Source organism: Archangium violaceum (assembly GCF_016859125.1).
Lineage (GTDB): Bacteria > Myxococcota > Myxococcia > Myxococcales > Myxococcaceae > Archangium > Archangium violaceum_A.
In genome coordinates, this window is record NZ_CP069338.1 from 2,955,564 (window position 1) to 2,972,157 (window position 16,594).

A 16,594-nucleotide genomic window follows, 5' to 3' on the forward strand; every position below is an offset into this window, starting at 1 on the left:
GAGGAGGAACACCTCACCCCGAGTGCCGCGAGGAGCCTCCGGGTGTGTCCTCTCCCAGGCCGGGCAGCTCCATCTGTGTCCGGGAGCGAGGCGCGCGCCGCCAGCCGGGACGCCCCGAGGGCCTGCGAGGCGGAGCATCGGTGGGCAGCAACTCGGTTGCATCCCTCCAACCGGCCTGAACGAGCTCCTCGAAGGAAGGGCCGGTGGCCACGGACTCGAGCCGGCGCGCCTGCCGGTCCAGCTCGCGCAGGGCCTGGAGCTTCTCGTCATTGCCGAGCCTCGCCGCGTCCACCGCCGCGCGCAACACGCGCAGGGTCTCGTCGTAGACGTCGAGCCGCACCGGGAAGGGCTGCCGGTCCTTGCCGCCCTGGGCGAAGGCGAAGCGCGCCGGGTCCGTGAAGCGCGCGGGCGAGCCATGGAGCACCTCGGCGACGGTGGCCAGCGCCGCCACCGTGCGCGCGCCCACGCCGGGGGTGAGGAGCAGCTCGGAGAAGTCCTTGGGGCCCTGCTCGGCCGCGGCGGCGAGCGTGCCGTGGAGCCGGCGCAGCAGCACATCGCCGGGCGCCACCTCCTCGTGCTCGGGCATCTGCAGGTGGGGCAGCGGCGGGGTGTAGGGTACGGGCTCGGGCTGGGGACGCAGCTTGCGCAACGCGCCCAGCACCACGTCCGGCCCCTGGGACACGAGCTCCACCTGCGCGGCGCGGGCCATGGCGGCGCGCTTGTCCGTGAGGTTGAGGATGACGCCCTGGTTGGGCCCGTGGATGGCGGCGTGGGGCGAGTCCACGAAGCTGCCGAGCCCCTCGGACAGCCAGTGGTAGCGCCGGGCCTGCCGGGCCTCCGGGTTCATCCCCTGCTGCACCACGGCCCACGCGTTGTCGTCCGAGAGGATGAGGCTGTGGGCATACAGCTCGAAGCCGTCCTGCACGGCGGCGCTGTCCACCCTGGCCGCCAGACGGCTGGCGCGGATGAGCGCGTCGGCGTCGATGCCCACCCGGTCGCCGATGATGCGCAGCTCGTCGGGGGTGCGGCGCGCCTGCACGCCCTTGCCCCCCACCACGTACAGTCCGAGCTGACGGCCACCCGGGGTGAGCCCGCGCTTGAGTGCGCCGAGCACGGTGGTGGTGACGCCCGAGGAGTGCCAGTCCATGCCCATGACGGCGCCGAGCGACTGGAACCAGAAGGGGTGCGCGAGCCGGCGCAGCACCTCGTGACGGCCGTAGTGGAGGACGAGCGCCTCCACCAGCACGCGGCTCATGCGCGCCATGCGCTCGGCGAGCCAGTCCGGCACGCGGCCGGAATGGAGGGGAAGGTCTGCACTGCCCGTACGGTCCATGGTGACTCCGGAGGTAACCTCCAGGAGTCAACCTCCGGACTCGGGTGCTTCTTCACGTGCGGGCCCACGTCGGCGCGGGGCTGGCCGAGGGGCGAGCGGGCACACGGCTCGGATGACGGGAGGGTTCATCTGGAGTAGAGACACCGGCGCCATGCCGCTCGTCGTCCATCCGCACTTCCACCGTCGCCGCACCGGAGTCACGGCGCATACCGAGCTCATCGTCCCCGAGCTGGCGCGCCTGATGGAGACGAGGGCACTGGGCAAGCACCTGGCGGCGGACGTGCCGAGGATTCCGTGGGGCGAGCTGTGGAGGCGCCTGCGCGAGGAGCCGGTGGTGTGGCACGCGCACCGCAACAACGAGCTGCTCTTCGGTTTCCTGTTGCGGATGCTGGGGAGGCAGGTGCGGCTGGTGTACACGCGCCACGGCCCCTACCGGCCGAGCTGGTTCACCCGCTTCATCGCGCGCCATGCCGAGCAGCTCGTCACGCTCAACCCGCAGGGCGCCGAGTGGATGGGAATTCCCTCGCGAATCGTGACGCACGGGGTGGACCTGGAGCGCTTCGTGCCTCCGGCGGACCGGGCGGCGGCGTGGAGCGCGTTGGGGCTGGGCGGGCGCTACGGCGTGGGAGTGGTGGGCCGGGTGCGCCCCAACAAGGGCCAGGGCGACTTCGTGGAGGCCATCCGCCCGCTGCTCTCCGAGTTCCCCGAGTGGAAGCCGGTGCTGGTGGGGCTGGCGAAGGGCAAGGACGCGGCGTGGGCCGGGAAGCTGCGCGAGTCCACGGGCGGGGAGCTGGTGCTGGCGGGCGAGCACAAGAACGTGGTGCCCTGGTACCAGGGGATGAGCCTCCTGGTGCACCCCTCGTACGGCGAGGCCTTCTCCATGGTGTTGGTGGAGGCGATGGCGTGCGGATGCTGTCCGGTGGTGACGCGGCTGCCGCACGTGCCGGCGGTCATCGAGCACGGACGCACGGGCTTCATGTACGAGCCCGGGGACGTGGCCACGCTGCGAGAGCTGCTGCGGATGCTCTTCCGCGAGCCCGAGCGCGTGCGGCAGGTGGGGCTCAACGCGGCCGAGGAGGCCCGCGCGCGCTTCGGCGTGGCGCACGAGGCGCGAGCGCTGGCCGGGGTGTACCAGGCGGCGCTCGGGGATTGAGCCGGGCCTCGCGCCTACTTCTTCGAGCGCGACGAGCTGCCCGACTTGCCGCGCGAGCGCGACGAGCTGCCCGACTTCTTCGAGCGCGACGGGCTGCTCGACTTGCGCCCCGTCCGGCCACTCGCCGAGGTACGGCCTCGGGACTTGCTGCCCGCACTGCCGCTCGAGCTACGGGCCGGCTTCGCCCGGCGCGACGTGCTCTTCGACGCGCTCTTCGACGCGCTCCTGGTCTCACCGGCCTTCCGGCGCTGCTTGTTCACGACACGAGCCGCGAGCTCCTCGGCGCGCCCCTCGCTCGCCCCACGCTTGCGCGCGGACTGTTTGATTTTCGCGTACTGGCGCTGGCGCTTCGGGTTCTTCACTCCACGGGGTGGCATTCGTTCCTCCTCCATGTGTCGGCTGGCTTGCGCCAACATCATGGGGATGCCCGCTTCCCGACGCTGGGGGCGTGCGAAATTTCACCAGGCCGAGCGTTGAACATCGTGCGCTCGAGAAGCCCTTGCCTCGCGCCAGTGTCAGGCGGCCGACTGCTCGGAGGAGCTGGAGCCCTCGGCGACGAGCAGGGTGATGAAGAAGCTCGTGCCCCGGCCCTTCTCGCTCTCCACGCGGATGTCCCCACCGAGCGAGGTGATGATCTGATGGCACACCGACAGGCCCAGCCCCGTCCCCACGCCGATGGGCTTGGTGGTGAAGAACGGGTCGAAGATGCGCCGCAGGTGCTCGGGAGGGATTCCGGAACCGGTGTCGCGCACCTCCACGGTGACCTTGCCGGGGGCGGAGACCCGGGCCAGCACGCGAATCTCGTTCTCGTCCACCCGGCCCGGCGCGATGGCGTGCGCCGCGTTGATGAACAGGTTGAGGAACACCTGACCCAGGCGCGCCGCGTTGGCCTTCACCGGAGGCACTCCGCCGCAGTCCTCCACCAGGTTCGCACGGTCGCGAAGCTCGTGCCGGGCCATCTTGGCCGAGCCCCGCACCACCGCCGCCAGGTCCACGGGGCCGAGCGCCACGTCATCCGGCCGAGACAGCGCCTTGAGGTCCTGCACGATGAGGCGCACGCGATCGGCGCCCTCGCTGGCCTCGGAGAGCGCCGCCAGCATCTCCTGCCGGGCCTCCTCCGACGGGGGACCGCTCGCGTCTCCCAACTCCTGCTGGACGTAGCGCAGGTTGCTGAGGATGTAGGCGAGCGGGTTGTTGATTTCGTGTCCCACGCCCGCGGCGAGCCTTCCCACGGACGCGAGCCGATCCGCGAAGAGCAGCTGCTCCTGGGCGGCCTGGAGCTGATAGAGGCTGTCCTTCAAGCGGTCATTGGTCTCCGCGAGCTCGACGGTGCGCGCGAGCACCGTCTTCTCCAGCAGGGACTGATAGCGGAGGGCCTCACGCTCGGAGGCCTCGGCCTCGGCCTTGATGAGCCGCTGCTTCTCCTCCAGCAGGTCGCGCAGCTCACGCGCCATGCGGTCGAAGGCGTGCGCCAGCATGCTCAGCTCGTCGAGCCCCGTGGCGGAGGTGCGGATGTCGAAGTCGCCCCGGCCGATGCGCTCCGCCACGGAGGAGAGCTCCTTGAGCGAGCGCTGCATGGGGGTGACGATGGCGAAGGCGAGCGCCAGCACGAGCACGAGGCACAGGAGGGGGAAGAACATCGCCAGCAGCTGGCCGAACCTCACGCTCTCGTCCCACCGGCTCCGCAGCCCCTGGAGCTCGCCCTGCTCCGCCCGCAGCAGGTCCTCGATGAGCGGGCCCACGCTCTGCTCGAATCGAGTGTACAGCAACCACTCCACCGTGGAGCCCACCGACGTGCCCTCGGGGAGGGCGCGCACGCGCGACTCCGCCCACGCCGCCCAGGCCAGCAGGGCATCGCGCAGCGCCTGGTATTCCAGGCGCTCGGTCTCGACGGTCCGATCATCCACCCACCGGTACTGCCGGGACAGGCTGTCCTCGAGCCGGACAATCTCCAGCTCCACCCGCCGCGCCAGCTCGCTGCGCACGAGCGCGGTGTCCGCCCGCGTCAGCCGCGCCTGGGCCAGCTGGTTCAGGTAGGGCCAGGCGAGCGCGTGCAACCGGTTGTAGCTGTCGAGCTGCTCCTGGATGGTCGTCACCTGCTCGCGCATCAACTGGCTCTGGTGGGCGCCGGTGAAGAGATGGAGCCCCATGAGACAGACGAGGACGACCGCCATCAATGCGAACAGAAACACCTTGGCGCGAATCGTCATGGCCCGGCCCCGGGTCGACCCAACAGCACCCGCGCATGCTCTCACGGCCGCCCGCCCCGGCGCGAGGGGCAGGGGCTTTGACGGGCCCCACGCCGCTTCGGCCTGCCAGGACGGAAGCCCTCCGGGTATCCTCCCCACCCGTATGCGGTGCGACCTTTGCTACCAGTCCGAGCCGACGGCCTATGTCGAGCTCCATCACAACGTGGGGATGCTCTTCCTGCGCCGGGAGTACACGACGCAGGGCGAGCTGTGCCGCGGCTGTCTGAGCCGGGCCTTCTGGCACCACACCCTGCGCAACCTGACGCTCGGTTGGTGGGGGACCATCTCCTTCTTCATGACGTGGTATTTCCTCGCCTCGAACCTCGTCACGTACGTCCAGGCGCGTGGCGAGCTGGCGAAGGCGGCGCCCCGGCGCGCCGCGCCGAAGCCGGTGGCCTCGGGAGAGGAGGCCCGGCGCATCCTCGAGCCGTTCGAGCACAACGTGCGCATGCGGCTGCGCGACGGAGAGGCATCCGAGGCGGTCGCCCAGGATCTCGCCCGCTACCATGGTGTCGAGCTGGCCTCCGCCCAGCGCTTCGTGGAGCAGCTGCGCGAAGCCGCCTGAGCCGTCCGGTCAGGGCTCTCGAGGCCTGGGCTCCCGGCGTGAGATGCGCCCCTGCAGGCGCTTGTAGATGTCGAGCACGAGCCGCAGCTCGTCCGCGGTCCGCTGCTCGATGGCGCCGTAATCACGGCCCTCGTAGCCATCCCAGACGCTCCTGCTGGAGCCCTTGCGCTCGCGCAATCCCAGACGTCCGGCCATCTCCCGGGTCGTCTTGGGATAGAGCACGGGCTCCTCGGGGAACAGGAAGCTGGCCTCGTTGGCGAGATCGATGGGGCGCGCCTTGAAGAAGACCTCGAAGAGCTCGGCCGGGCTGGCGATCTCGTTGAAGAGGGAGCGGCAGTAGAGCGCCGGGAGATCGAACTTGGCGATCCCCGCGCCACAGACGACGAGATCCACCGCCGGCTTGCCGAGGATCCGGACGTTCTCCTCGCGCTGCCGCCGCCACTCCTCCTCGAAGCGCGCCTTGATGGCCGAGAGCAGGGCGGCCTCGGAGCCGAAGTTCCAGAGCCACAGCCCCTCGAGCTCCGGCGCCTCCGGGAGCGGGTCCTCGAAGCGCTTGCTGAAGAAACACCCTCCCAGCAGCACGTGCCCTGGCCGAGCGGGATTGACGATGAGCGAGCTCAGGCTCGCGGTCCGATCGTCCGGGGGAGCATAGGCTTCCAGGTCGAGGAACAGCATGAGTCCGGAGGCTACCACCACCCCCGGGGTGCCGCCGTACGACGGACGACACTCGAGGCGGTGGAGTGCCCGACATGGACACTCCCCCTGTCGGGCATGCGGCACCCGCGCCTGGAGCCCCGATCGCGCGGTCCGCGAGGTGCTTGGATGGCCTCACCCGGAACCGCGTTCCCAGGAGGACTCCCGTGCCGACCCGCAAGCAGATGATTCATGCCGCTCTGGCGGCGGGGTGTCTCCTCGGCACCACACCGGCCGAGGCCCGCTTCGGCAAGTCGAGAGGCTCCGGCGGTTCCGGCGCCTCGCGCCCTCGGGTGCATGACGCCACGCCGGTGGGCCAGGACTCCCACGATGGCGACGCTCCGAACCCTGGAGGTGGACGTCCGGACAAGGGCCCCCGGCGGCCCGTCATCGCTCCGGCCCCCGCGTGGATCTCCATCGACGGAACCTACGTCCCCTACTACCGCCGTTACCGCCCGCATCCGGTGGCGACCCAGGAACCGGACGAGCCGAGCCATCCCATCATGGTGCGGATGGGCGTGGAGGGAAACGTTCTGCGGGACGGGAACTCGGTGGGCATCAACCTGGGCTTCGAGGAGCGGCACTGGGGCGTGTCCACCCGCTTCACCGGGCTGACGCTGAACGCGGATGACGGCACGGTAGGACAGGACGCCATCCACCTGGCGGAGGCGCACGTGACGTTCGCTCCGGTCGTGGGCGAACGAGGCCGGCTGCGGATGGAGGGAGGCGTGGCCGCGGCGCGCGCACCGGACGTCACCTTCATCGGACCGAGCATGGCCTTGTCCTTCGAGCGCTGCCTGCTGGGGCCCCTGGACCTGGAAGGCCGGCTCCAGTGGGTGCCATTGCCGCACCTGCAATTGGACGGGCAGGCGGGCCTGGCGGTGCACCTGGGCGTGCTGACGCTGCGCGCCGGTTGGCGCGGGCTGCTGCTGGATGACCGGGGCCATGTGGACGGCGTGGTGCACCGGGACATGATGGGCGGACCGTTCGCGGGCCTCGGCCTGAGCTTCTGACGACGCCGTCCAGGGTGCCCGGGGTCACTTCCTGGGAGGCGGCGGGTGATGCGGCAGGCGTACCGTAAAGGTCGTGCCCTGCGCCTCGGAGGAGTCGACTCCGACGGTGCCCCCATGGGCGAGGACAATCTGCTGCACGATGTAGAGACCGAGCCCGAGTCCCTGGGTCTTCGTGGAGCGACCCGCCCCGGCGCCGCGCTTCATGGGCTCGAACAGGCGGGGCATCATGTCGGGTGGAATGGGCGTCCCCCGGTTGTGGACCGCGATCACCACGGAGTGAGGCCCGTCGTGGACGCTCAGCCGCACCGGCGCGTCTTCCAAGCCATGGAGCAGGGCATTGTTCAGCAGGTTCGTGAGTAGCTGGGCGAGCCGATCCGGGTCCCACTCTCCCTGCACGTCTCCGACAAACTCGAATTGAATCTCGCGCTCTGGATACGCCACCCGCATCTCCTCCACCACCAGGCCCGCGAAATCGCGCAGGTCCACGGGAGCGTACTGGAGGACGAATCCCCCGCCGACACGCGCCTGGGTGAAGTCGAGCAAGCTGGCGATGAGTCGTTGGGCACGCTCGGCGGAGGAGAGGATCCGACCGAGCGTTGCGACATGATGCATGCCGAGGTCCTGGCTTCGCAGCAGCAACGCGGTAGCAAGGCTGATGGCGGAGAGTGGAGTCCGCAGGTCATGGCTGACGATGCCGATGAGCTGCTGCTCGAACTCCGCCCGCTTGCTCAACTCGTCCTCGACGCGCTTGCGCGCGCTGATGTCCCGGGTGATTTTCACGAACCCCCTGTGGACGCCCCCCTTGTCGGAGAGGGCTCGCAGCGTCACCTCCGCGTCGAAGGGCACGCCCCCCTTGCGCACCCGGATGCCCTCGCCCTGGTAGACCCCCTTCTCCATGGCCTGCCGCATCTCGAACTCAGGCTTTCCCGCCTGCCTGTCCTCCTGGGTGAAGAGCATGGCGAACGGCTGTCCGATAACCTCCTCGGCCTTGTAGCCCTTGATGCGCTCAGCGCCCGCGTTCCAACTGGCGATACGGCCCTCGGTATCCACCCGGAAGATGGCGTAGTCCTTGATGTCCTCCAGGTTCAGATGGAACCGTTCGTCTCGCTCTCGCTCGGGCATACCCCCCTCGGGCCCCGTTTCTGATGGGGCTTTCTTGTCCTGCCAGGAAGATAAGTCTCCAGAGCAGGCGACAGCGCTGGCCAGGGACAGGAACGGACCCCCGTGCCTCCTTGCATCCCCCCGGGACAGGCAGGCTCGCGCGATTCCTCCAGCTCGACGGCTTCATGGTTCGTCGGCCGCTTGCTGACGCCCTCGACCCGTCCACGGACGGAGCTCTCCCGGAGCGGGGGCTTTCGCGATATGGGGGGCGGACCTCTGGAGTCCGCCATGACGACCCACCGCCCCCCCTGTCACCCGCTCCCAGCCGATGGCCGCTTCATCCAGGCGATCGGCCCCACGCCGCTGGTCCCCGTCCGCCTGGAGGCGGAAGGCCCGACCATCTGGTGCAAGCTGGAGTTCCTCAACCCGAGCGGCTCCACGAAGGACCGTATCGCGCGCTACATGCTGGAGAAGGCGTGGCGGTTGGGAGAGCTGTGCCCGGGTGGCGAGGTGGTGGAGGCCTCCAGCGGCTCGACGAGCATCGCGCTGGCGCTGGCCTCGGCGCAGATGGGCCTGAAGTTCACCGCGGTCATGCCCGAGGGCGTCACGGGCGAGCGCGTGCTCACCATCCGCGCCTATGGCGGGAGCGTGGAGCTGGTGCCGCGCGAAACGGGCATCCGGGGAGCCATCGCGCGGGCGGAGGAGATCGCCCGCGAGCGCAAGGCCTTCGCGCCGCGCCAGTTCGAGAACCCGGACAACGCGGAGGCGCACCGGGTGTGGACGGGGCAGGAGATCCTCTCCCAGGTACCGGGCGGCCTGGTGCACGCGGTGGTGAGTGGGGTGGGCACGGGCGGCACGGTGGTGGGGCTGTACCAGGCCTTCGCGGAGGCGGGCTGCCCGGTGAGCCCCTTCGTGGCGCGGCCCATCTCGGGACTGGGCAGTGACATGGAGTGCTGCAGCTTCAGCTCGCGCGTGCCGGGCGTGGTGGACGGCCTGTCGAAGCTGTACCGCGAGGCGGACCTGCCGGGGCTGGTGGAGCTGGACATCTCGGACGAGGTGGCGATGCGCACCGCGCGGGCGCTCCTCCGCCGGGGCTTCCCGGTGGGCCCCTCGTCGGGACTCAACTACGCGGCGGCGGTGGAGGCGGCGAAGCGGCTGGGTCCGCAGGCGCAGGTGGTGACGCTCTTCCCGGACCGGATGGAGCGCTACTTCTCCACCGAGCTCCTCCAACCCAAGAGCACCTGAGCGCGGCGCTGGCGGCCCTGCCGCTCCGGTGCGCGCACGGTGTCTCGCGCGCACGCGGTGCAGGGGCAGGAGGATCACCGTCACCCGCTTCGTCATTGCTGACCTCATCGAAAACACGGTGAGGTGCATTGCGATACGCGTGCCACCCGGGCCCGCCTCGGGAGGAAGAGGCCCCGCGGGACTTTCGAGGCATTCCGCCACGCAGGCGGGTGTGGCGTTCCGGGAAGCTGTGGCGATACGCCACAGTCCCCCGGAGCAGGCCTGCCTGCCCTACGTGCGGAACGGCCCGGTCACCTCGAAGGTGATGCCGCCGCTGCTGGAGCCGGAGGTGCCGCGCTGCGAGCTGAAATACAGCCGCTTCCCATCCGGGCTGAACGCGGGGCCGGTGATCTCCGAGCGGTTGTGGCCCACGAGCTGGAGGAGCGGGGCCACCACGCGGCTCGGGGTGATGATGCAGATTTGAAGATCACCACCGTCCTCGGCCACGAAGATGTCGCCGGAGGAGGAGACGGTCACGTTGTCCACGCCCGTGAGGGGCGAGCTCGGATAGAGGTTGTCGTCGTAGATGATCTCCAGGCGCGAGGAGGCCGGGGTGTAGGCCCAGACGCGGTTGTCGCCCTTGGTGGTGAAGTAGACGGTGCCGCGGTCGTACCAGCAGCCCTCGCCGCCGTTGAAGACGGTGGTCTGCGAGGCATTGGACTGCTGGGAAGCGGGCTTGGAGGCGGACACGGGCACCCACGTCACGGTGGCGCCGGTCAGCGGATTGCCGGAGACGCGGGCGGCCTCGAGCGTGCCCGAGGCGAGCGAGGGATAGGAGGACGGGGTGAAGCGGTAGAAGCGGCCGCTGGTGCTGTCCTCGGTGAGGTAGAGACGGTAGTCATCCGAGTCCACCGCGACGGCCTCGTGGGCGAAGGTGCCGAGCGCGGAGCGCACCACGCCCTGCGAGGCCTTCGTGGGGTCGCACTCCCAGACGCGACCACCGGAGTACTCCTCGCAGGAGAGCCAGGTGCCCCAGGGGGTGGGGCCACCGGCGCAGTTGGAGGTGGTGTTGGAGAGGATGCGGTACGCGCCGACGATGGTGCCGCCGGCGTCGAACTTGATGGCCGAGACGCCGCCGGTGCCCAGGGACTTCTCGGAGTTGGAGGTGTAGATCCACCCGCCGCCCGAGACGGGGAAGCAGGCCCCACCATCCGGCGCGCCGTGCCAGGTGTAGCCGGTGTTGGCCACCTTGGAGCCGGAGCGGGCGATGATGCGCGAGGAGAAGCCGGCGGGCAGCCGCACGCCATTGGCATCGGCGGAGCCGGAGATGGCGCCGTAGGGGCTGGGGCCGGGCTGAGCGGGAGCGGAATAGGCGTTGCGCCAGAAGGCGGGACCCAGGGCGAGCGCCGTTCCGCTGACGGCGGAGAGACGCAGGAAGTTGCGGCGATTGAACGACATACGTGCCTCCGTTGAAGAGGACGCGCACTCTCACACGAGCCGGGAGGAAGCTCGGGTCAACTCTCCGCAAGCAATGGCTGACGGGAGCGTCACGAGGACACACGGCCGAAAGGAAGAGCCATGCCACCTGTATGGGAAGCGGACATCACCCTGACACGAGAGGACGCCGCCCGGCTCGTGGAGCGGCAGTTTCCGCAGCTGGCGCCAGCGCGGCTGAAGCCCCTGGGGACGGGCTGGGACAACGCGGCCTACACGGTGAACGGACGCTGGGTGTTCCGCTTCCCACGCCGGAAGGTCGCCGTGGGGCTGCTGGAGAACGAGTCACGGCTCCTGCCCCAGCTGGCGGCGCACCTCCCCCTGCGCATCCCGGAGCCGGTGTGGCTCGGCCGTCCCGAGGAGGACTACCCCTACCCCTTCGCCGGGTACGCGCTGCTGCCTGGAGTCACCGCGTGCGCGGTGACGTGGACGCCCGAGGAGCGCCTGCGCAACGCCGCGACGCTCGGGAGGTTCCTGGCGGCGCTGCACGGCATCCCGGTGGATGACGAGACGCTGGCGCGAGGCCCGGGAGACGAGCTCGACCGCGCGAACCTGCGCAAACGCGCGCCGATGATTCTCGAGAGACTCGCGAAGCTGGAGGCGGACGGCGCGGAGGTGGAAGGAGCGGCGGTGCGCGCCTGGATGTCGCGACTGGTGGACACGCCACCGTGGAAGCGGCGTGCCTGCTGGGTGCACGGAGACCTCTATGCGAGGCACCTGCTCGTGGACGAGCACCACAGGGTGACGGGGGTGCTCGACTGGGGAGACATGCACCTGGGGGATCCGGCGATCGATCTGACGATCGCCTTCACCTTCCTGCCGCCGGAGGCGCGAGGAGCGTTCCGCGAGGCCTACGGAGACATCGACGAGGCCACATGGGACCGGGCGCGCTTCCGGGCCTTCCACTACGGGGTAGCGCTGGTGCTGTACGGGAGGAGCGAGGGAGACGAAGCCATCACGAGGGTAGGCCACGACGCGCTCCGTTACGGAGCCACCCCCTCTCCCTCCGGGAGAGGGCCGGGGTGAGGGTATCGAGGAACCCGAGCCCCCACCGTGCCCCACCGTGCCTCAACCGTCCTGGCGCTGCATCTTCACCAGGTGGTCGCCGTAGTCCTCGCGCAATTTCGTCTTGAGGAACTTGCCGGTGGAGGTGCGAGGAATCTGGGGAATGAAGACATAATCATCCGGCAGCCACCACTTCACGAAGCGCGCCTCCAGGTGGGCGGTGAGCTCCTGCTTCGTGACGGACTGACCGGGCTTGAGCACCACGGCGGCGAGCGGACGCTCGTCCCACTTGGGGTCCTTGGCGGCGAACACGGCGGCCTCGAGCACGGCGGGGTGGGCCATGAGGGCGTTCTCCAGGGCGACGGAGCTGATCCACTCGCCGCCGGACTTGATGACGTCCTTGGAGCGGTCGGTGATGCGCACATAGCCCTCGGCGTCGAGCGTGACGACATCCCCCGTCTTGAACCAACCATCCGGGGTGAAGCGGTCGGCGCCCTCGCCGCCGTAGTACGAGGAGGCGACCCAGGGTCCACGCACCTCCAATTCGCCCATGGTCTCGCCATCCCAGGGGAGCACCTGGCCCGAGTCGCTCACGTGGCGCACCTCGACGAGCGGGAGGGCATAACCCTGCGTGGCGCGGAGGGCGAGCCGCTCGGCCTGTGGCAGGTGCTCGTGCTGGCGGCGCGGGCGCGCGAGCGTGCCGACGGGGTTCATCTCGGTCATGCCCCAGGCGTGCGTGACGACGAGACCATGACGGTGGAGGAAGCCCTCGATCATCGCGGGAGGAGCGGCGGAGCCACCGATGGCCATGGTGCGCACGCTGCGCAAATCCCAGCGATTCGGCTCCTGGTCGAGCAGGGCGAGGATGCCGAGCCAGATGGTGGGGACACCGGCGGCGAGGGTGACGCGCTCGCCGGCCATGAGATCCAGCAGGGACAGGGGGTCGAGGTGGGGTCCGGGGAAGACGAGCTTCGTACCGGTGAAGACACCTGCGTGAGGAAGACCCCAGGCGGCGGCGTGGAACATGGGCACCACGGGGAGGACGGCATCGGACTCGCTGATGCCGAACGTGTCGTTCATGCACAGGGTGAGCGCATGCAGCACGCAGGAGCGGTGGCTGTAGAGGACGCCCTTGGGGTTGCCGGTGGTGCCGGAGGTGTAGCAGAGCATCGCGGCGGAGCGCTCGTCGAGCGCGGGCCAGGCGAAGGAGTCCTGCTCGGGCGCGAGCAGCGCCTCGTAATCGAGACGGCCCTCGGGAGCGGGACCGTCATCGGGGATGACGATGACGTGCTCGACGGAGGGCACGGCGGCGATGAACTTGTCGAGGAGCGGCAGGAGCGAGCGATCCACGACGATGATGCGATCCTCGGCGTGGCGGGCGATATAGGCGAGGTCGTTGGCGTGGAGACGCAGGTTGAGGGTATGGATGACCGCGCCCATGGAGGGGACGGCGAAGTAGAGCTCCAGGTGGCGTTGGTGGTTCCAGCAGAGCGAGGCGACGCGGTCACCGGGCTTCACACCGAGCCGGGTGAGGGCGTGGGCGAGCTTGCAGGAGCGCCGGTAGAAGTCGGCGTAGGTCTGGCGGTGGTAGGACTTGTCCGGCTGACGGCTGACGATCTCCGAGCGGCCGAAGTAGGTGCGGGCCCGCTCGAGGAAGTGGGTGAGCGTGAGCGGGAAGTCCATCATGCGTCCGGTGAGCATCGGTACGTCCCCCTGGTGCGTGTAGGGGGAGGATGCTAGCGAGTCCGCTCACCGGAGCGCACGAGGGGAAGTGGCCATGCGTGAGCATGGCGCACCGAGTCAACACGTCGCCTACGCCTGCCGAACGCGCAGCACGACCTTGCCGGTGGCCTTGCGCGAGTCCAGCGCACGCAGCGCCTGCCCGGCCTGTTCCAGGGGAAACACCTGGCCCACGAGCGGCTCCACGAAGCCCTTGTCGGCCAGGGCCGCCAGGTCCTTGGCGATCTCCGCGGTGAGCTGGGGCTCCTGCATCACGAACGCGCCCCACGCCACGCCCACCACGTCCACGTTCTTGAGCAGCAGCCGGTTCACCTTCACCTCGGGGATGCGCCCGCCGGCGAAGCCCACCACCAGCAACCGGCCCTCGGGAGCGAGACACTTGAGGCTCAGGTCGAAGATGTCCCCGCCCACCGGGTCCATCACCACGTCCACGCCCCGCCCTCCGGTGGCGTCCTTCACCTGCGACACCCAGTCCCCCGTGGACAGGAACGCCTTGTCCGCGCCCGCGCTGCGAGCCACCTCCGCCTTCTCCTCGCTGCTCACCACCGCGAGCACCCGCGCGCCCGCGCCGCGCGCCACCTGGATGGTCGCCGTGCCCACGCCTCCCGCGGCGCCGTGCACCAGCACCGTCTCGCCCTCCTCGAGCTGGCCCCGGCGGTGCAGCGCGAAGTGCGCGGTGTGGTAGTTCATCACCGTCCCCGCGGCGGCCTCGAAGCTCCAGCCCTCGGGCACGCGGAACGTCATCCCCGGGGGCGCCGCCACCACGTCCGCCCAGCCCCCGAACATGGTGAAGGCCATGACCCGGTCTCCCGCCTTCACCGCCGCGCCCTCCGGAGCGCTGCGCACCACGCCGGCCACCTCCACGCCCGGCACGAAGGGCAGCGGCGGCTTCATCTGGTACTGCCCCTTCGTCAGCAGCAGGTCCGGAAAGCTGACTCCGGCCGCCATGACGTCGATGAGCACCGCGTCTCCGGCCTCGGGCTCTGGCATGTCCACCAGCTTGAGACCCTCGGGACCCTCCAACCGCTCGAGCTGCAAAGCGCGCATGGTGATTCTCCTCGGCCCACCGACTCACGGGGCGCCTGGGTGTGGACTGAAGACGCTACACGGCACTGCGTTCGCGCAGAACTGCGCAGAGCATCCTTCCACTGTCATCCAGCCAACGTCCCACCCGTCACGGAGGCCTCCTCGTGCATAGAGAAGAGGCCTGCCCTGCCCTCTCTCCGGGGGAGAGGGGCTCACAGGGGGACCCGCACGGATGGCACCGCCCACCCACGCCCACGAGCTCACCCGGGCCCAGAAGGCCGTCACGATGACGGGCGTGCTGCTCGCCCTGCTGCTCGCGGCGCTCGACCAGACCATCGTCGCCACCGCGGGCCCCGCCATGCAGGCGGACCTCCACATCGACGCGGCCCATTACCCGTGGCTCGCCACCTCGTACATGGTGGCCTCCACGGTGATGCTCCCCATCTATGGCAAGCTGTCCGACATCTTCGGCCGCAAGCCCATCCTCATCGTCGGCATCCTCATCTTCGTCCTCGGCAGCGTGCTGTGCGGGCTGTCGCGCACCAGCCTCCAGGTCATCCTCGCCCGCGTGGTGCAGGGCCTGGGCAGTGCCTCGCTCTTCACCTCGGCCTTCACCGTCGTGGCGGACCTGTTCCCCCCCTCCGTGCGAGGCAAGTACCAGGGCCTCATCGGCGGTGTCTTCGCCCTCTCCAGCGTGGTGGGGCCGCTCCTCGGGGGCTTCCTCACCGACGCGTTCAGCTGGCACTGGGTCTTCTTCATCAACCTCCCGGTCGGCGTGGTGGCGCTCGTCTTCATCCTCCTCAAGATGCCCTCGCTGCGGCAGGCCACGGGAGGGACCCGCGCCCGGCTGGATCTGCCCGGCGCCTTCGTGCTGGTGCTCGCCGTGGTGCCACTGCTGGTCGCGCTCAGCCTCGGACGGGGCGGCTCCGCACCCGCGAGTGGGGGCGGCTACCCCTGGGGCTCCGCGCGCATCCTCGGACTGTTCGCGCTGTCGGCCACGGGCTTCGTGCTCTTCGTCCTCCTCGAGCGCCGGGTCAGGAGCCCGCTGCTCGACCTCGGCCTGTTCCGCAACCGCATCTTCGCCGTGGGCAACGCCACCGTGTGCATCCTCGGGGCGGGCTTCCTCTCGGCGATCGTCTTCCTGCCGCTCTTCATGGTGAACGTGGTGGGCCTGTCCGCCACGCGCTCGGGGCTCACGCTCACCCCGCTCACCCTGGGCGTGGTGGCGGGCAACGTGATGGCGGGCCAGCTCGTCTCGCGCATCGGCCGCTACCGGATGCTGATGCTCGGCTCACTGGTGCTGCTCACCGCGGGCTACGCCATCATGGGCTTCACCCTCACGCCCGAGTCCACACAGGCCGAGGTCACGGTGAAGATGGTGCTGGTGGGCCTGGGGATGGGGCCCTCGCTGCCGCTCTACACGCTGGCCATCCAGAACGCGGTGCCGCCGGCGCAGGTGGGCGTGGCCACCTCGGCCGTCACCTTCTTCCGGCAGATGGGGTCCACCATCGGAGTGGCGCTGCTGGGCACGGTGTTCGCCGCGACCCTGGCCTCGTCGATGACCGGGCTCGGGGACACCACGGCCCGGCTTCCCCCCGAGGTGCGCGAGCGCCTCCAGCCCGCCGGCACCGGAGGGAGCGGAGGCGAGGGAATGGAAGCCGGACAGGCCTTTCCGGCGAAGCAGCTCGAAGCGGATTTGCGGAAGGACTTCGCGGCGCGAGAGCGCGAGGTGGAAGCGAGGCTCGAGGGCTCCGCGAGGACCGAGGCGCTCTCCCGGCTCCAGGAGGAAGAGGCGCGAGCGGTCTCGGCGGTGGGCGAGGTGGAGCGGACGCTGAAGGAGGGCTTCACCGAGGCCATCTCGGCCATCTACCGCATCGCCATCCTCATCTCGGTGCTGGGCTTCCTCCTGACACTGTTCCTGCCGGAGCGGCCCCTGCGCCGCACCAACGCGCCCCTGCCCTCGGAGTAGCCCTCCTCGGACAGGCAGTCAGGCGATCG

At 70.0% G+C, this 16,594-nt stretch carries 14 protein-coding genes; 6 read left to right on the forward strand and 8 right to left on the reverse strand.

The features are described from left to right. Positions 1–13: 13 nt before the first annotated feature. On the reverse strand, positions 14–1,333 hold the full coding sequence (locus JQX13_RS12625; RefSeq protein WP_203409255.1) for a DUF763 domain-containing protein: 1,320 nt from the start codon (positions 1,331–1,333) through the stop codon (positions 14–16). Between the two features lie 151 nt (positions 1,334–1,484). Between JQX13_RS12625 and JQX13_RS12630 the strand changes: the two genes are divergently transcribed. Beyond that, a complete protein-coding gene (locus JQX13_RS12630; RefSeq protein WP_203409256.1) occupies positions 1,485–2,486 on the forward strand; it encodes a glycosyltransferase family 4 protein in 1,002 nt (333 codons plus the stop codon). A 14-nt stretch (positions 2,487–2,500) separates the two neighbouring features. Here JQX13_RS12630 and JQX13_RS12635 read toward each other — a convergent pair whose 3' ends face one another. Together JQX13_RS12635 and JQX13_RS12640 are read right to left on the reverse strand one after the other, a co-directional pair. Then, positions 2,501–2,863, reverse strand: a complete 363-nt coding sequence (locus tag JQX13_RS12635) for a hypothetical protein (RefSeq protein WP_203409257.1) — start codon at positions 2,861–2,863, stop codon at positions 2,501–2,503. A 138-nt stretch (positions 2,864–3,001) separates the two neighbouring features. Next, the gene (locus JQX13_RS12640; RefSeq protein ID WP_203409258.1) at positions 3,002–4,696 is read right to left on the reverse strand and encodes a sensor histidine kinase; all 1,695 of its coding nucleotides are present in this window, start codon (positions 4,694–4,696) and stop codon (positions 3,002–3,004) included. Between the two features lie 142 nt (positions 4,697–4,838). Between JQX13_RS12640 and JQX13_RS12645 the strand changes: the two genes are divergently transcribed. Then, the gene (locus JQX13_RS12645) at positions 4,839–5,300 is read left to right on the forward strand and encodes a hypothetical protein (RefSeq protein ID WP_203409259.1); all 462 of its coding nucleotides are present in this window, start codon (positions 4,839–4,841) and stop codon (positions 5,298–5,300) included. Between the two features lie 9 nt (positions 5,301–5,309). Here JQX13_RS12645 and JQX13_RS12650 read toward each other — a convergent pair whose 3' ends face one another. Next, the gene (locus tag JQX13_RS12650) at positions 5,310–5,975 is read right to left on the reverse strand and encodes a hypothetical protein (RefSeq protein ID WP_203409260.1); all 666 of its coding nucleotides are present in this window, start codon (positions 5,973–5,975) and stop codon (positions 5,310–5,312) included. 185 nt (positions 5,976–6,160) lie between these two features. Between JQX13_RS12650 and JQX13_RS12655 the strand changes: the two genes are divergently transcribed. Further along, complete coding sequence (locus tag JQX13_RS12655) at positions 6,161–7,006, forward strand: hypothetical protein (protein ID WP_203409261.1); 846 nt, start codon at positions 6,161–6,163, stop codon at positions 7,004–7,006. Positions 7,007–7,030: 24 nt separating this feature from the next. Here the strand turns inward: JQX13_RS12655 and JQX13_RS12660 are convergent, their stop codons facing one another. After that, complete coding sequence (locus tag JQX13_RS12660) at positions 7,031–8,128, reverse strand: two-component system sensor histidine kinase NtrB (RefSeq protein WP_203409262.1); 1,098 nt, start codon at positions 8,126–8,128, stop codon at positions 7,031–7,033. A gap of 267 nt (positions 8,129–8,395) precedes the next feature. On the opposite strand from JQX13_RS12660, the gene JQX13_RS12665 reads away from it, so the two are divergent. After that, entirely contained in the window at positions 8,396–9,352 is a 957-nt protein-coding gene (locus tag JQX13_RS12665) for a PLP-dependent cysteine synthase family protein (RefSeq protein WP_203409263.1), read from the forward strand. A 270-nt stretch (positions 9,353–9,622) separates the two neighbouring features. On the opposite strand, the gene JQX13_RS12670 is transcribed toward JQX13_RS12665, so the two are convergent. Then, a complete protein-coding gene (locus tag JQX13_RS12670; RefSeq protein WP_203409264.1) occupies positions 9,623–10,789 on the reverse strand; it encodes an alkaline phosphatase PhoX in 1,167 nt (388 codons plus the stop codon). A 120-nt stretch (positions 10,790–10,909) separates the two neighbouring features. Between JQX13_RS12670 and JQX13_RS12675 the strand changes: the two genes are divergently transcribed. After that, entirely contained in the window at positions 10,910–11,851 is a 942-nt protein-coding gene (locus tag JQX13_RS12675) for a phosphotransferase (protein WP_203409265.1), read from the forward strand. A gap of 42 nt (positions 11,852–11,893) precedes the next feature. On the opposite strand, the gene JQX13_RS12680 is transcribed toward JQX13_RS12675, so the two are convergent. Together JQX13_RS12680 and JQX13_RS12685 are read right to left on the reverse strand one after the other, a co-directional pair. After that, the gene (locus tag JQX13_RS12680; protein WP_203409266.1) at positions 11,894–13,531 is read right to left on the reverse strand and encodes a long-chain fatty acid--CoA ligase; all 1,638 of its coding nucleotides are present in this window, start codon (positions 13,529–13,531) and stop codon (positions 11,894–11,896) included. A gap of 111 nt (positions 13,532–13,642) precedes the next feature. Continuing rightward, the gene (locus JQX13_RS12685; protein WP_203409267.1) at positions 13,643–14,617 is read right to left on the reverse strand and encodes an NADPH:quinone oxidoreductase family protein; all 975 of its coding nucleotides are present in this window, start codon (positions 14,615–14,617) and stop codon (positions 13,643–13,645) included. Between the two features lie 211 nt (positions 14,618–14,828). On the opposite strand from JQX13_RS12685, the gene JQX13_RS12690 reads away from it, so the two are divergent. Beyond that, positions 14,829–16,565: an MDR family MFS transporter gene (locus JQX13_RS12690; protein ID WP_203409268.1), complete on the forward strand. Its 1,737-nt coding sequence runs from the start codon at positions 14,829–14,831 to the stop codon at positions 16,563–16,565. Positions 16,566–16,594 lie beyond the last annotated feature (29 nt).

Bases quoted from the DNA above. Each gene is read 5' to 3' on its own strand.
- JQX13_RS12660 (WP_203409262.1), bottom strand. From the start codon at position 8,128: ATGCCCGAGCGAGAGCGAGACGAACGGTTCCATCTGAACCTGGAGGAC.
- JQX13_RS12685 (WP_203409267.1), bottom strand. From the start codon at position 14,617: ATGCGCGCTTTGCAGCTCGAGCGGTTGGAGGGTCCCGAGGGTCTCAAG.
- JQX13_RS12680 (WP_203409266.1), bottom strand. From the start codon at position 13,531: ATGCTCACCGGACGCATGATGGACTTCCCGCTCACGCTCACCCACTTC.
- JQX13_RS12645 (WP_203409259.1), top strand. From the start codon at position 4,839: ATGCGGTGCGACCTTTGCTACCAGTCCGAGCCGACGGCCTATGTCGAG.
- JQX13_RS12665 (WP_203409263.1), top strand. From the start codon at position 8,396: ATGACGACCCACCGCCCCCCCTGTCACCCGCTCCCAGCCGATGGCCGC.
- JQX13_RS12630 (WP_203409256.1), top strand. From the start codon at position 1,485: ATGCCGCTCGTCGTCCATCCGCACTTCCACCGTCGCCGCACCGGAGTC.
- JQX13_RS12690 (WP_203409268.1), top strand. From the start codon at position 14,829: ATGGCACCGCCCACCCACGCCCACGAGCTCACCCGGGCCCAGAAGGCC.
- JQX13_RS12625 (WP_203409255.1), bottom strand. From the start codon at position 1,333: ATGGACCGTACGGGCAGTGCAGACCTTCCCCTCCATTCCGGCCGCGTG.
- JQX13_RS12640 (WP_203409258.1), bottom strand. From the start codon at position 4,696: ATGACGATTCGCGCCAAGGTGTTTCTGTTCGCATTGATGGCGGTCGTC.
- JQX13_RS12675 (WP_203409265.1), top strand. From the start codon at position 10,910: ATGCCACCTGTATGGGAAGCGGACATCACCCTGACACGAGAGGACGCC.
- JQX13_RS12650 (WP_203409260.1), bottom strand. From the start codon at position 5,975: ATGCTGTTCCTCGACCTGGAAGCCTATGCTCCCCCGGACGATCGGACC.
- JQX13_RS12635 (WP_203409257.1), bottom strand. From the start codon at position 2,863: ATGCCACCCCGTGGAGTGAAGAACCCGAAGCGCCAGCGCCAGTACGCG.
- JQX13_RS12670 (WP_203409264.1), bottom strand. From the start codon at position 10,789: ATGTCGTTCAATCGCCGCAACTTCCTGCGTCTCTCCGCCGTCAGCGGA.